The sequence below is a fragment of the Streptococcus dentapri genome, from assembly GCF_042649885.1.
Lineage (GTDB): Bacteria > Bacillota > Bacilli > Lactobacillales > Streptococcaceae > Streptococcus > Streptococcus dentapri.
Map to the genome: position 1 here is coordinate 1 of NZ_JBHSAC010000017.1, position 15,467 is coordinate 15,467.

Here is a 15,467-nt window from a genome sequence, read left to right on the forward strand (position 1 = left end):
TCCATTTTTCATCTTAAAGATAAGAGACACCAAAAAAGACAAACCTCCAAAAAGAAGTTTGTCTTCGGTCTGAAATAGGTTACAAGTAATAAACTTGTAACCTATTTTTATTTGCATAAAGTGGCTATATATTATAGAATATAAATGTTTTACTATCTAGATTCTTTTTGATCAAAGTGACCATATATATTTTAAAATATGTGGTCTGTATCAAAGCGATTCTTTTGAAAGGAGAATAAGTGTGAATAAGGTAGAAGTCAAACATTTGACTAAAATTTTTGGCAAAAAGCAACGCCAAGCATTAGAAATGATCAAACAGCAGAAAAGTAAAGAAGAAATCTTTGAAAAAACAGGTGCTACTGTAGGGGTCTATGATGCTAACTTTGAAGTCAAAGAAGGCGAAATTTTTGTTATTATGGGACTTTCTGGTAGTGGTAAGTCAACATTGGTTCGTCTGATTAACCGTCTGATTGATCCAACAGATGGTGAAATCTATATTGATGGAAAGGACATTGCCAAAGCTAATGATGAAGAATTACGTGAAGTTCGTCGTCATAAGATCAATATGGTATTTCAGAACTTTGGCCTCTTTCCTCATCGAACAATTTTAGAAAATACAGAGTATGGTTTGGAAGTCCGGGGTGTTCCTAAAGAAGAGCGGCAGGAATTAGCGGAAAAGGCTTTAGATAACTCCGGTTTGCTGGCCTTTAAAGATCAATATCCTAACCAACTTTCTGGTGGGATGCAGCAGCGTGTCGGTCTTGCCAGGGCCTTGGCCAACAGTCCAGAAATTCTCTTAATGGATGAGGCTTTTTCAGCACTTGATCCATTGATTCGCCGTGAAATGCAGGATGAGTTGATTGACTTGCAAGCAGACCAACAACGTACCATCATTTTCATCTCTCATGATTTGAATGAGGCTCTGAGGATTGGTGATCGTATCGCCCTTATGAAAGATGGACAAATCATGCAAATCGGTACAGGAGAGGAAATTTTGACCAAACCTGCTAATCAGTTTGTACGAGATTTCATTGAAGATGTTGACCGTTCAAAAGTTTTGACAGCACAAAACGTTATGATTCCTGCTTTTACGACTAATATTGAGGTTGACGGTCCTACGGTTGCTTTAAATAAGATGCGCAAAGAAGAAGTGAGTATGCTTCTAGCTGTCGACCGTAAAAGGCATTTGTTGGGCAGTATTTCGGCTGAAAAAGCTTCTCAGGCTCGTAAAGAACATTTAGAGTTGAAAGATGTTGTAGAGCAAAATGTCAAGACGATTTCGCCTGATATGCTAGTTACAGATATTTTCAATGAGATCTATGATTCTGTTACCCCTCTGGCGGTGGTAAACGATAAAGGCCGCTTAGTCGGAGTTGTGATTAAAGGTCGTGTCATAGAGGCTCTGTCAGATCCTGTAGATGAAATTGATACCAATACACCTAAAGAAGACGGCAAGGAGGTAACAATCAATGGATAACTTTTTAACAAACTCAATCCCTTTGGCCGATTGGGTTGAATCAGCTACTGATTGGATTACAAATACTTTCTCAGGTGCCTTTAATGTCATTCAAAACGGTGGTCAGGCCCTGATGGATGGTATCACTAATACACTTTTAATCATCCCGCCACTTTTAATGATTGCTCTTTTGACAATCGCTGCTTTCCTCCTATCTAAGAAAAAGTGGGGTTTCCCAACCTTCGTTTTGATTGGACTGTTATATATTTACAATCAAAACCTTTGGGATGATTTGATGAATACGGTGACATTGGTACTTGTTGCCACCCTCTTGTCGGTGATTATAGGGATTCCGTTGGGGATTTGGATGGCTAAAAGCAACCGAGTCGAGGCTGTAATTAAACCGCTGCTCGATTTTATGCAGACCATGCCCTCTTTCGTTTACTTGATTCCAGCTGTTGCCTTTTTTGGTATTGGTGTGGTTCCGGGTGTTTTCGCCTCAATTATCTTCGCCCTGCCACCAACAGTTCGGATGACCAACTTAGGGATCCGTCAGGTACCAACTGAGCTGGTTGAAGCATCTGATTCCTTTGGTGGAACACCTCAACAGAAATTGTTTAAATTGGAGCTGCCTTTAGCCAAAAGTACCATTCTAGCTGGGGTCAACCAAACCTTGATGCTAGCACTTTCAATGGTTGTCACGGCCTCAATGATTGGGGCGCCAGGACTTGGTAAGGGAGTATTGTCTGCCCTGCAACGTTCGCAAGTTGGTAATGGATTTGTTAATGGATTAGCCTTGGTTGTCTTAGCGATTATCGTTGATCGCTTTACTCAGATGTTCAATCGTCCGAGTCAGGCAAAATCGAAGGAAGCAACTGCTAAGCGAAAAAGATATAGCTTGATTGGTGCAGCTGTTGCAGTTGTTGCCATCATTGGTGCTATTATTATCAATAGTACCGGTCAAAACAATAAAACAGTAACCTTGGCTTATGTCGAATGGGACAGTGAAGTGGCTTCAACTAACGTCGCTGCTAAAGTTCTAGAAAATCAAGGCTACAATGTTAAGCTGGTCGCTTTGGATAACTCAGTTATGTGGAAGTCAGTCTCAAATGGTGAAGCAGATGCTACGCTTAGTGCTTGGCTCCCATCCACTCATGCCGAACAATACGCTAAGTACAAGAATTCTTTAAACAATCTTGGTCCTAACCTCAAAGGGGCAAAATTGGGGCTTGTTGTACCATCTTATACGGATGTTGATTCTATCGAAGATCTTTCAAATGAAGCCGATCAAACGATTACTGGTATTGAACCAGGTGCCGGTGTTATGACGGCTGCTCAAAAAACGATTGATGATTATCCTAATCTTTCCGGTTGGCAGTTACAGTCCTCTTCTTCAGGAGCGATGACAACAGCGTTGAATAAGGCTATTAAGAATAAAGAAGATATTATCATTACTGGTTGGACGCCTCACTGGATGTTCGCCAAATATGATCTTAAATACCTCAAAGATCCTAAAGGAACTATGGGGGGTGAAGAATCTATCAACACTATGGCCCGTAAGGGACTCAAAAAGGATATGCCAGAAGTTTATAAGATCTTAGATAATTTTTACTGGAAAACAGATGATATTGAAGAAGTTATGCTAGATATCAATTCAGGAACTGATCCAGAAAAAGCAGCTGAAAAATGGGTAAATAAAAATAAGGATAAAGTTTCTGAGTGGACTAAATAGTGTTCATATCATTGTCAATCGGTTTCTGATAGCAGAAACCGATTTTTTTATAGTAAAGAAAAATAGTTATATGGATCCAAGTCGGCTTTAAGTGTTATAGTTTTTTATGAAAATCTCAATAAACTTTCTCTGGAGACCAAGGAAACAAAGAGAACCTAGGGTCTGTCTCCTCTAGCCCACTAGGATTCATAGAGTGACTTAAAGTCCAGTCTACTTAGAAAGAGGCTAGATATGATATAATAAAGGCATGGCTAATAAGAATAAATTACTATTGATTGATGGTTCATCCATTGCTTTTCGTGCTTTTTTTGCGCTCTATAATCAAGTTGATCGTTTTAAAAATCCACAAGGTCTGCATACCAATGCTATTTATGGATTTCATTTGATGCTAGATCACATGATGAAACGTATCGAACCAACACACGTTTTGGTAGCTTTCGATGCTGGGAAGACGACTTTTCGTACGGAAATGTTCGCAGACTATAAGGCAGGCCGGGCAAAAACGCCGGATGAATTCCGTGAGCAGTTTCCTTATATTCGTGAGATGCTAAAAGCTTTAGGGATTGCCTATTATGACCTTGATAATTATGAAGCTGATGATATCCTCGGTACTCTAGATAAAATGGCTGAGCGTGGAGATTTTGATGTAACCATTGTCAGCGGAGACAAGGACTTGATTCAGCTGACAGATGACAATACTGTCGTTGAAATTTCTCGCAAGGGAGTCGCAGATTTTGAAGAGTACACCCCCGACTATCTTATGGAAAAAATGGGCATTACACCGACCCAGTTCATTGATCTCAAGGCTTTAATGGGGGATACTTCGGATAATATTCCTGGGGTCACTAAAATTGGTGAAAAAACAGGGTTAAAACTTCTTTTGGAACACGGTAGCCTAGAAGGGATTTATGATAAAATTGACGACTTTAAGCCAACCAAGATGAAGGAAAATCTTATCAATGATAAGGAACAAGCCTTCTTGTCCAAAACTTTAGCGACCATCAATACAGAAGCTCCTATTGAGATTGGTCTTGATGATACGCTGTATAATGGTCCCCATGTGGAAGACCTCGTTGCCTTTTATGATGAAATGGGCTTTAAACAATTCAAGGCTCAGATGGGTGTTGAAGAGATTGTTGAAAAGGCAGACTTAAATTATCAAGTCCTAGAAAAAATTGATGAATCTACTTTTGAAGCAGGACAATTCTTCTATTTTGAGGTCTTTAATGAAAACTACCACAAAGAAGATATTCTTGCTTTTGCTTGGGGAAACCAAGAACAAATCTATGTCAGTAAGGATCTCAACCTATTGAAAGATCCTACTTTTAGGAAGGTTTTGTCTCAACCGTTTAAAACCTATGATTTCAAGCGTACTAAGGTTCTTTTAAGCCATCTAGGAATTGATATCCCTACAGCCTCTTTTGATAGCCGTTTGGCTAAGTATCTACTGTCAACAGTAGAAGACAATGAGTTGTCGACTATTGCTGAATTATATGGACCTGCTCCCTTGCCTAAGGATACCGAAGTTTATGGTAAAGGGGCTAAGAAGACAGTGCCGGAAGATAAGGTATTATTTGAGCATTTGGCCAATAAGGTTTTTGTGCTGGCTGAAACTGAGGACAAACTTAAAGGGCTTCTAGCTAAGCATGGACAATCTGAGCTGCTCTTTGATATGGAGTTGCCTCTAGCCAATGTCCTCTCTAAAATGGAAATTGCTGGAATATCTGTCAACAGTCAAACACTTAAAGATATGGAACTTGAAAATGATGTTACTATTAAGCATCTGACTCAAGAAATCTATGATATGGCAGGGGAAGAATTTAATATTAATTCCCCTAAGCAGTTGGGGTCTATCCTGTTTGAAAAACTTGGTCTCCCTGTTTCTATGACAAAAAAGACTAAAACGGGTTATTCAACAGCCGTGGATGTTTTGGAACATCTGGCCCATCACTCGCCGATTGTTGCTAAGATACTTGAGTATCGTCAGATTGCCAAGCTGCAGTCAACTTATGTGATTGGTCTGCAAGACTTTATTTTAGATGATGGAAAAATCCATACTCGCTATCTACAAGACTTGACCCAAACTGGTCGTTTATCTAGTGTTGATCCCAATTTACAAAATATTCCTGTACGCTTGGAGCAAGGACGTTTAATCCGCAAGGCTTTTACTCCAGAATGGCAAGACAGCGTGCTTTTGAGTTCGGACTATTCACAGATTGAACTGAGGATTTTGGCTCATATTTCGGGTGATGAGCATCTGATTGCTGCCTTCCAAAATGGAGAGGATATTCACACAGCTACGGCTATGCGGGTCTTTAATATTGATAAGTCCGAGAATGTAACTCCCAATGATCGCCGCAATGCTAAAGCGGTTAATTTTGGAGTAGTCTATGGTATTTCTGACTACGGTTTATCTCAAAATCTTGGTATCAGTCGCAAAGCTGCTAAAAGCTATATTGATACCTACTTTAAACGCTTTCCTGGCATTAAAATGTATATGGAAAATGTTGTACGTGAGGCGCGTGATAAGGGCTATGTAGAGACGCTCTTTAAACGCCGCCGCACCTTGCCAGATATCAATTCACGGAATTTTAATATCCGTAATTTTGCAGAGCGGACAGCTATCAATTCTCCGATTCAAGGGAGTGCAGCTGATATCCTAAAAATCGCTATGATTAACCTTGATAAGGCTCTTGTTGATGGAGGTTTCCGGACAAAAATGCTTCTACAGGTGCATGATGAAATCGTACTGGAAGTGCCTAATGATGAACTGTCATCGGTTCGTAAAATAGTCAGGGACACTATGGAATCGGCTATTAAGCTCAATGTTCCTCTGGTTGTTGATGAAAATATTGGTAAAACCTGGTATGAAGCGAAATGATGTCAGCCCATCATAAAATGTTAATATCAAAGGCTTGCGCTTTTATCAGTTCTAATGAAGTTTAAAGGCTATTGCCGCTATTTGGACCTTTGATCAAGTCAATAAATATTAATCGACTAAAAAATTCACAGCAATTTAAGATGGAGTTGGGATATGCACCAGCTACACCTGATCTTTATAAAAATCTATGTAACTATGAATAAATTTATTGGTTCAATATATCAAGTGCCGGCGCGACGATTTAAAGATTTGCTGGTTTTGCTTACTTTCTATTCTATCCTTTCGCAAATATTAGTGCTAGTAAATACTGGTTAATAGTCGTTTCAAGATGATTTTATTTCCGCTGATTGGCAATTTTTAAGATGGAAATAACAGGCAAAGTGGCAGTGATATTCAAAGTTTTATGAAAAAATCTTCCAAAGCTGTTTAGTTCTTGGGAGGTTTTTATTAAGTACGAACATTAATATAATCCTTTAAATCTCGGCGGAGTCCAGCATTTTTGCCGTAATTTTTAACATAACCTGCTCGTAAAATCATTTGAACATCTTGAGAAAGGCCCAAATTTTGCTGGAGTTTTTCTTTATAAGGGCTGGTTTCAATCATAGTGCTAATAGGCTGAATAGCAATATGATACTTAACACAATCATACCAGAAGGCCTGTGTTTTTTGGCCTGTTGCAATCCAGTCAGAAATTGTTTGGTTACTTGTGATGACAAAGAAACCAGCAGTATTGTTGACCTGGTTGGTTAAGGTCTTAATACTTTGCTTAGCAAATGTTTGGCTAGTAGCATTTTGATGGTTCGTTGTGAGATAGTAGAGAGATTTCATCAAAAATCCGAGTCCTAACATATCTCCAGAGATTCCATCCTGTTTCTCCTTGCTTTCTTGATTAGAGAAGCGTAACCATTTATTTTGTTCCTCAAGAAAGTCTTTGTTTTTATGCTGCTTTGTTACAGCATTGATACTGTCTTTTCTTAAATAATCAAATTCCTCGCTGCCCTTGGCATAATAGGAAAGACCCTCGTATTTCTTTTTCAATGTTGACAGGATTTGAGAAGAGATTTCTTTTTTCTGATATTTTCTTTTGTCGGTATGTCGCTGTTTGATGATTTGGATGGCTTTTTCATTAACAGTTTTATTTTTACATTTTTTATAACTAATATGAGCAACTTGAAAATTATTAGCTGTCCTAGGAGAAGTATGCTCAAGGGTCACCTTATAACCATAGGCTTCAAAAGATGTTTTTAATGATTGAAGATAAAAGCCTATAGAGAGGTATAGTTCTCTATTATTAGGATCAACAACATTCAAAGAACGTTTTTTATCTAAATGAACGGTTAAATTATTTTGTTTGCTATCTAAATTGACTTTCCAACTTTGAGTGTTGTGAGAGCTAGCAGCAAAGGAAGCATAATAAAGGGCATGCTCGATATCTGAAGGGACTCCTTTTAATGAGATATCTGTTTTAGTATTAAGAGGTTTTCCTATCATCATAAGGCTACTAAATCCTCCTATTAAAATCATTACAAGAATAAGCTGTAAAATTCTGATGAGTTTGCGATTCATAAAGTCTCCTACTTTCTTTGGTAACAGGACAGGAGGGTCATAAATTCTTCCTTTAAAATAACCTCCTTATCAAAACCTAATAGTTGATAATAATCTTCTTTTTGTTCAGCCATGCGGATAATACCTGATAGAGAACTCCAGATAAAGAGAGTAGCTTTTGCAATATCTATTTCAGGTTTTAGATAATCAAGAAGGATACCTCGTTTAATCATTAAGGAAACTTGTTTATTGAGCTCTAAACCGAGCTTGTAAATGTCCTTATAGACTTGGGGTCTTTCCGAATCAGTGATACTGACAGGGATAGTTCCGATTAACCCTTCAAAGTAAAGCGGGTAATTTTGGCAGAACTGATGAATAGCAAAGCAAATTTGCAGGTATTGCTTTAAGAAGACATCTTGCGTTTGTGGTGGTTTGGATGTCAATCTTTTGACTTGCCGATAGAGATCTCTGATGTAGTCATGGACCAGAGAGAAAAAGATTTCTTCCTTATTTTCAAAATAAACATAAAGGGTTGCTTTACTATAGCCAGCAGTTTTGGCAATCTTATCAACGCTGGTGGCTTCGACACCATTTTCTATAAAAAGTTGGTTGGCGGCCTGCTGAATAGTTTTTCGGTGAGCACTAGCTGGCTTTTTTTTTCGTCTTCCCATAAAAACTCCTTTAATTAAACTAATGGTTTAATTATATTCTCTTTTCTCAATTTGTCAAGCTTTAGACTTTTGCTGAGGGATGTGATATAGTAAGTAAAAAGTTTTATATTGTCTAGCTAGTAGGAGGTGTCTCATGACCTATCATTTTGAAAATCCCAGTGCTGAAAAGATTAAGACCTATTTAGAAGGTGCTAAAAATATAGCAGTTGTTGGTCTGTCCAATCGACAGGAAACTGCGGCTTATGCTGTATCGCAGGTTATGCAGCAGGCTGGTTATACCATCATTCCGGTTAACCCCAAGCTGGCAGGCCAGGAAATTTTAGGACAAAAGGTTTATGATTCTTTAGAAGATATTCCGGTCCATATCGATATTGTAGATGTCTTTCGTCGTTCAGAATTCTTGATTGATGTCGCTAAGGATTTTGTTAAGACAGATGCGGATGTTTTTTGGGTTCAGTTGGGCTTGGAGGCTGAAGATGCCGAAAAGTTTTTGCGTCAAGCCGGTCGTAACAATATAGTCATGAACCGTTGTATTAAAAAGGAGTATGCCCGACTTTTCGGCTGATGGCTAGCATTTTAGACCTTGCGTCAGCAATTATGCTATAATAAAGCTGAAAAGATAATAATAGGAGGTGACTATGGAAAAAGATCGTATGGCTTTAGAGACTTATGAGACAGTTCTAGAACACCTGAGAAATAAACATATACGCATTACAGAGACCCGCAAGGCAATTATTAGATATATGATTGGTACCAGTAGCCATCCAAGTGCTGAGGTAATTTACAAGGATCTTCTACCGGATTATCCCAGTATGAGTTTGGCGACAGTCTACAATAATCTCAAGGTTCTCGTTGATGAAGGTTTTGTTACGGAGTTAAAGCTCTGTAACTACAGCACAACCTACTATGATTTTCTAGGGCATAAAGAAGTTCATATTGCCTGTGAAAATTGTGGTAAAATTATGGACTTTTTGGATGCGGATATCAGGGATATGTATCAGGAGGCCAGCAAGCAGACGGGTTACAAGGTAACTCGCAGTCAGGTGATGCTCTATGGTTTGTGCCCAGAATGTCAGGCTAAGGAAGCAGAAATTTAAGAGGATGTTGATTTGTAATCACAACAAGAATTTTCTCAATAGATTCTATAACAAGAGGTTGGCGCAAAAGTGCCAACCTTTCTTTTTGTTAACTTCTTATATGCAGGAACATCTTTAATTTCAAGAGTGATTTTGTTATAATAAATCTACAGAAAATTTAGAAAAAAGAGGAGAGTCTATGATAACTGCAACTGATGTCGTACATGCTAATAGTGTTTTAAAAGATGTGGTTGAGCGTACCCCGCTTGATTTTGATCGCTACCTGTCGGAAAAGTATCAAGCGACAATCTACCTCAAACGCGAAAATATGCAAAAAGTACGTTCCTTTAAATTGCGAGGAGCCTATTACGCTATCCATCAGTTATCAGACGAGGAAAAGGCACGCGGTGTTGTCTGTGCTTCTGCAGGCAATCATGCTCAAGGTGTTGCTTACACCTGCAAGGAAATGAGGATTCGAGCCACTATTTTTATGCCGATTACTACTCCTCAGCAGAAAATTACTCAAGTCAAGTTTTTTGGTGGCAGTTATGTAGATATTCAGTTAATCGGTGATACTTTTGATGCATCAGCTCAAGCAGCTCAAGATTTTACCAAAGCAGAAGGCCGTACTTTTATTGATCCTTTCAATAATGATAATGTTCAAGCAGGTCAAGGAACGGTTGCCTATGAAATTTATGAACAGGCCAAAAATGAAGGTGTTGATTTCGACAGTATCTTGGTTCCAGTTGGTGGCGGCGGCCTCATCGCTGGGGTCTCTACTTATATGAAAGATGTTTCTCCAGAGATTCGTGTCATCGGTGTGGAAGCTAAGGGTGCACGCAGTATGCGAGCAGCATTTGACAAGGGTCATCCTGTGAAGCTGGAACACATTGATAAGTTTGCAGATGGTATAGCAGTGCAAAAGGTTGGTAGCCATACTTATGAAGTGGCTCGTACTAATGTAGATGACTTGATTGGCGTTGATGAAGGACTGATTTCAGAGACCGTCATTGATATGTACTCTCGTCAAGGAATTATTGCGGAGCCGGCAGGGGCAGCCTCAATTGCTGCGCTTGAAGTGCTTAAAGAAGATATCAAAGGTAAAACCATAGTCTGTATTATTTCCGGCGGGAATAATGATATCAACCGCATGCAGGAAATGGAAGAACGTGCCCTGATTTACAATGGCCTTAAGCATTATTTTGTGGTGAACTTTCCGCAGCGTCCGGGAGCCTTACGGGAGTTTGTGAACAATATTTTGGGGCCTAATGATGACATCACACGCTTTGAGTATATCAAGCGTGCGGCTAAGGGGACCGGACCTTGTTTAGTTGGTGTGACTTTGTCTGATAAAAATGACTATGAGGATCTGCTGAGGCGTTTATCGGAATTTGATCCCTCTTATGTCAATCTACATGGGAATGAAAGTTTATATAATATGCTGGTTTGATCAGTATATTAGATTACTATGTGTTACAATTTTTGATTAAATTAAAGGGGGTTATTATGGGTGGTTTTTTAATTTTTTGTTTATTTTGTCTTGTCATCTTTATTATCTTTTTGATTAGTTCGCTTTATGTGGTACGCCAACAATCCGTTGCCATTATTGAACGTTTTGGACGCTATCAAACAACTGCCAGCAGTGGGATTAATCTGCGTCTGCCTCTTGGCATTGATAAGATTGCGGCTCGTATACAGTTACGCCTGCTGCAAAGTGAAATTATTGTTGAAACAAAAACTAAAGATAACGTTTTTGTGACCCTGAATGTCGCAACTCAGTACCGTGTCAACGAACAAAATGTCATTGATGCCTACTATAAATTGATGAGGCCAGAAGCACAGATTAAATCTTACATTGAAGATGCTTTACGCTCTTCAGTTCCAAAATTAACTTTGGATGAACTTTTTGAGAAAAAAGATGAGATTGCTCTTGAGGTTCAGCACCAAGTAGCGGAAGAAATGTCAACTTACGGTTATATCATTGTTAAAACTCTGATTACTAAGGTTGAGCCTGACGCTGAGGTCAAGCAATCAATGAACGAAATTAATGCGGCTCAGCGAAAACGTGTGGCTGCTCAAGAACTGGCTGAAGCTGATAAGATTAAGATTGTGACGGCTGCCTCAGCGGAAGCCGAAAAAGACCGTTTGCACGGGGTCGGTATTGCTCAGCAACGTAAGGCAATCGTTGATGGCTTGGCTGAATCCATTCGGGAGTTAAAAGGGGCTAATGTTTCTCTGAATGAAGAACAAATCATGTCTATTCTTTTAACTAACCAGTACCTTGATTCGCTTAATACTTTTGCTCAGCATGGTAATAGTTCAATCTTTTTACCCGCTTCTCCAGAAGGTGCTGAAGATGTAAGAACTCAACTGATGTCAGCCTTAAAGGCAAGATAAAATGATATAAAAACGGCTCTCAATTTTTAAAGGCTGAGAGTCGTTTTTTGATTTTCAATTGTTTCTAAGAATTCTTATTAGGCTTAAAACCTGTTAAGATAAGTCCGATTACTAAGCCAAGACCGGCGAAGCAAATCCAGCCCATATTGTAGCTGCCGAGCGGGATGATTTTGGTAAAAAATTTAACAATCCCCTCTGGCATGAGAAAAAGCTGTGTCTGCTTAGCCAGGGTATTGGAGGCATCAAAGAGTCCTGCAATAGCCGTAAAGCTCAATGTCGTCCGATAGATGATGGGATTATCCCCTATAACAGATTTTAAAAAAATAAGGATAATAGTAACAATTGTTAAAGGATAGAGGAGATAAAGAACAGGGATAGACCATTTGATAATGTCTGCTAGTCCACCAAAGTAGAGTGTAGTGGCAATCAGGGTAAAGATTGTTGCCCAAGCAGTGTGTGACAGCTTAGGGATAATCTTATGGAAATATTCAGCACAGGCTGTGATGAGACCGGTTGCGGTCGTCAAGCAGGCTAGAAAAATAGCCATGGCAAGGACGACTTGTCCGATAGAATCCATATAATGGCTGGCCGATTGGATGAGGACAGGACCACCGTCAGAAATAGGTTCTGAGTTGAGAGTAAATTGTCCATTGGAAAAGTTGAAAAGAGATTGTGAAGTTGCACCAAGACGGCCAACAAGAATATAAATGGCAGCAAGGATTAGAGCAGCAATAATACCGGATTTTAGGGTTAGTTGTGCAATAGCTCTGGGAGTTTTAGCTCCATGTCCTTTAGCTGCATCAATAATCAAGATTGCAAAAGCGAGAGAAGCTAAGGCATCCATGGTGCTGTAGCCTTGAATTAATCCGGCGACAAAAGGAAGGTCTCGAAAGCTATCATTGACAGCTGGCGATGCATTGTGAGCTTGTCCCAATTCTCCAGCTGGGGCTATAAAGGAAGCAAAGATAAGAATTCCTAGAAAAATCAGTAAGGCTGGTGTTAGATATTTACCGATACGATCGGCAATCTTACTAGGTTTTACAGCGATTAGATAGGATAAGCCAAAAAAGATTATTCCGTAAATGATTTGAACAGCGACTTTATCGCCAAAGAAGGGCTGAATTCCAATTTCATAAGAGACGGCACCGGTGCGAGGGATAGCAAAAAAAGGACCAATGGAGAGATAAAGCGAAATAGCAAAGAACAGTGCATAGGCTTTTGAAGCTGGTTGTGCAATGGATTCAACATTTGTTTTACCAGAGTAAGCAACTGCAACAACACCTAACAAGGGTAGGGTTACCCCTGTTAAACAAAATCCAAGAATGGCTAGCCAAAGATTGGCTCCAGAATAAATACCTAAATAAGCTGGGAAGATGAGATTACCAGCTCCAAAAAAGAGCGCAAAGAGCATAAATCCAATAATCCAGTAGACAGATTTCTGTTGCATATTGACCTCCGATAATTGACTGAAATTGTATGACAATTCAATTATAGCAAAGACCTGATAGACTTTCAAGATAAGAAAAGAGAGTGAAACAAAAATCGGTAATTGTGATAAAATCGCAATTTCGATTTTATCGTCCTGCTTTTTTCTGCACAGTTGACTAGCTTGGTCGTTATTACTTGTCTTGTAAGGGATAAGATTGCCATCAACCACTGCCGCTTGCTTTAGGATATCTAGTTGCATTTCCAGCTCTTTATTGCGTTTTCTGAGGGCAATCAGTTCACGCTGTTCATCGGTCAGGTTATCAACAGACTTGAAGGAGCCAGTCGTTTTTGCCTGTTTAACCCACTTATCAAAACTTGAGGGTGTTAAATCATATTCCTTGATCAGTTCACTACGCTTTCTTCCTGCATTGTGAAGGTCAACGATTTCTTGTTTAAATTCATCTGTGAATGGCGACGTACTTTTCTAGACATATCTTTTCTCCTGTTTTCTTTAGTGTAGAACACTTTATAAGACTGTCTAGTTTAGTGTAACCTATTCAATCTTTTCAGAGTCGCTAAGACCTCCAGAAGCGTATCTGTCCTTCATCGTCTGAACAGATTTCATTTGATCATCAACGGTGTGGATGGCTTTTTGAACCCTCAAATCAGAGTCCTGTTCGATCTTTTGGACAGCCTTTTGTACCTGCTTCATTTGTTTAGAATCATCGATGATAGCATCTATGGAATGCCCGCCAGAGTCGGTAATCACATAGTCCTCACCAATATAGACGCCTCCTGCCGCATTAGAAGCTTTCGTTAGCGGATCTTCCTGTGTCCTAAAGCGTGTCACTTTCCCGGTGAAATTGGCTTGATCTTTCTTAATATCGTTGACATTATCAGAGCTTCCGACGAGGACTGCTAAAGCTAGGGCCGGATTTTTCGTTAAGCCCGCTGTAACAAAGGGGGCTGTTGGGAAATATAAGGGAGCGGCATTATAGACGATGGTATTTTGAGCATTCTTCTTCAGGGGCACCCGCTGGGCGATATTGCCGCCCAGAGAATGGCCTGTGACTGTCAAGTTAGCAGTGCCATACTTATCCGCTATCTTATCATAGAACTGATAGGCGCTGTCATAGTGATAGCCTTCTCCAAGTGCAACGCTTTCAATATCGGTCACAACGTCCTGTTTATCAACTTTTGCATTGGTCCCTGTGTAAGCGATAATGACTTCACCGGTCTCAGTATCCTTGAAGGCTGTCCCGCTGGTGCCAGTGGAGCTATCGTAGAAGCTGTCAAGGTAGTTAAGGTTGGAATCTGCAGGAACCTCTATATCTTTATTGCGTATTGCGCCTTTTATCATATTTTGCCTTGACTTAGTCCCTAAATCTATGCTGTTTTTTACTACATAACTTTCAATGTCGTAAGTGTATTTTGAAGCATAAATTGTATCATAATTATTAACATTACTTTTGTTAGTCATATCTTCTCCTTAATCATACAGTTTATTAATTGATTCACTGAAAATCGAAGAATCATTAAACTTAAATTTTAGTGTTCTAGCATAATAATATTTATAATTATTTCCATAACCTGATATCTTAAAATCAGTGATATGTACTTTTTTCTTATGTAACAAGTGCTTTACTGAAGAATCTTGTAATTCATAACTTATACTAAAAGTACCACTTTGAACATTATAACTATGTTCTTTCTCTTTCAATTTATCAAGATAGGATTGGTTAATCGTCAAATGTTGAAAAAGAAAACTATCTATAGGCCAATAAGTTTTGACCTCAGAATCTGAGAAAATATAGTGGTCTCCTTCAACTGAGACATCGCTGACTTTTTTATTCTCACCAATCGGGTCTTTAACCAAGTCTCCTTTTATTTCCTTCGTATCAGAATCTCCTTCTACATTCAATTCATAAGTCACTCCATCCTTGCCAGTATAGGACTGTCTTATACCAAACCCATTCGGAAAGACCTTAAATAAATCCTCGAGATTTTTTGTCGGGTAGACCTTGTAGATATCGGACACCCGATTCTTTTCAATCCATTCCCGGCTGTTTTTATTTAAACCACAGGCTGCTAACCCTGTCATAATAAGACCTCCTAATATGATAATAAGCAATAATCGTTTCTTTAAAGTCATCTCCAAACTCCTTCTATAGTATAAATGGATTAGGTTGCTTAATCGACTTAGCATAATTGAAGACAAACTTCTTTTTGGAGGTTTGTCTTTTTTGGTGTCTCTTATCTTTAAGATGAAAAATGGATAAGA

12 protein-coding genes and 1 pseudogene are annotated in these 15,467 nt (G+C 39.1%); 7 read left to right on the forward strand and 6 right to left on the reverse strand.

Translation table 11 applies throughout. The annotated features are described in order from the left end of the window. Positions 1-241 precede the first annotated feature (241 nt). The 3 genes from ACFOSE_RS01745 (at position 242) to polA (ending at position 6,069) form a co-directional block, all read left to right on the forward strand. Complete coding sequence (locus ACFOSE_RS01745) at positions 242-1,477, forward strand: quaternary amine ABC transporter ATP-binding protein (protein WP_380429689.1); 1,236 nt, start codon at positions 242-244, stop codon at positions 1,475-1,477. After that, positions 1,470-3,188, forward strand: a complete 1,719-nt coding sequence (locus ACFOSE_RS01750; RefSeq protein ID WP_380429692.1) for an ABC transporter permease/substrate binding protein — start codon at positions 1,470-1,472, stop codon at positions 3,186-3,188. Before ACFOSE_RS01745 ends, ACFOSE_RS01750 begins: the two co-directional genes overlap by 8 nt. A gap of 247 nt (positions 3,189-3,435) precedes the next feature. Further along, entirely contained in the window at positions 3,436-6,069 is a 2,634-nt protein-coding gene (gene polA, locus ACFOSE_RS01755; protein ID WP_380429694.1) for a DNA polymerase I, read from the forward strand. A gap of 447 nt (positions 6,070-6,516) precedes the next feature. Here the strand turns inward: polA and ACFOSE_RS01760 are convergent, their stop codons facing one another. Both ACFOSE_RS01760 and ACFOSE_RS01765 read right to left on the reverse strand, forming a co-directional pair. After that, positions 6,517-7,635 (reverse strand): Acg family FMN-binding oxidoreductase, encoded by a 1,119-nt coding sequence (locus ACFOSE_RS01760; protein WP_380429696.1) that lies wholly within the window; start codon positions 7,633-7,635, stop codon positions 6,517-6,519. Between the two features lie 8 nt (positions 7,636-7,643). Then, the gene (locus ACFOSE_RS01765) at positions 7,644-8,285 is read right to left on the reverse strand and encodes a TetR/AcrR family transcriptional regulator (protein ID WP_380429699.1); all 642 of its coding nucleotides are present in this window, start codon (positions 8,283-8,285) and stop codon (positions 7,644-7,646) included. 133 nt (positions 8,286-8,418) lie between these two features. On the opposite strand from ACFOSE_RS01765, the gene ACFOSE_RS01770 reads away from it, so the two are divergent. The 4 genes from ACFOSE_RS01770 to ACFOSE_RS01785 all read left to right on the forward strand — a co-directional run bounded on the left by ACFOSE_RS01770 (position 8,419) and on the right by ACFOSE_RS01785 (position 11,758). Continuing rightward, a complete protein-coding gene (locus tag ACFOSE_RS01770) occupies positions 8,419-8,850 on the forward strand; it encodes a CoA-binding protein (protein ID WP_380429701.1) in 432 nt (143 codons plus the stop codon). A gap of 73 nt (positions 8,851-8,923) precedes the next feature. After that, positions 8,924-9,382: a peroxide-responsive transcriptional repressor PerR gene (perR, locus tag ACFOSE_RS01775; protein ID WP_380429704.1), complete on the forward strand. Its 459-nt coding sequence runs from the start codon at positions 8,924-8,926 to the stop codon at positions 9,380-9,382. Positions 9,383-9,560: 178 nt separating this feature from the next. Then, positions 9,561-10,811, forward strand: coding sequence for a threonine ammonia-lyase IlvA (ilvA, locus tag ACFOSE_RS01780; protein WP_380429707.1), 1,251 nt, complete (start codon positions 9,561-9,563; stop codon positions 10,809-10,811). A 56-nt stretch (positions 10,812-10,867) separates the two neighbouring features. Beyond that, positions 10,868-11,758, forward strand: a complete 891-nt coding sequence (locus tag ACFOSE_RS01785; protein WP_380429710.1) for an SPFH domain-containing protein — start codon at positions 10,868-10,870, stop codon at positions 11,756-11,758. 64 nt (positions 11,759-11,822) lie between these two features. Here the strand turns inward: ACFOSE_RS01785 and brnQ are convergent, their stop codons facing one another. From brnQ to ACFOSE_RS01805, 4 genes and pseudogenes are all read right to left on the reverse strand, one after another. Continuing rightward, the gene (gene brnQ / locus ACFOSE_RS01790) at positions 11,823-13,205 is read right to left on the reverse strand and encodes a branched-chain amino acid transport system II carrier protein (RefSeq protein ID WP_380429719.1); all 1,383 of its coding nucleotides are present in this window, start codon (positions 13,203-13,205) and stop codon (positions 11,823-11,825) included. A 144-nt stretch (positions 13,206-13,349) separates the two neighbouring features. Further along, a pseudogene (locus ACFOSE_RS01795) lies at positions 13,350-13,678 on the reverse strand (transposase); the annotation flags it as partial. 61 nt (positions 13,679-13,739) lie between these two features. After that, complete coding sequence (locus tag ACFOSE_RS01800; RefSeq protein ID WP_380429713.1) at positions 13,740-14,666, reverse strand: DUF6792 domain-containing protein; 927 nt, start codon at positions 14,664-14,666, stop codon at positions 13,740-13,742. A gap of 9 nt (positions 14,667-14,675) precedes the next feature. Continuing rightward, on the reverse strand, positions 14,676-15,287 hold the full coding sequence (locus ACFOSE_RS01805) for a hypothetical protein (RefSeq protein ID WP_380429716.1): 612 nt from the start codon (positions 15,285-15,287) through the stop codon (positions 14,676-14,678). Between the last annotated feature and the right edge of the window lie 180 nt (positions 15,288-15,467).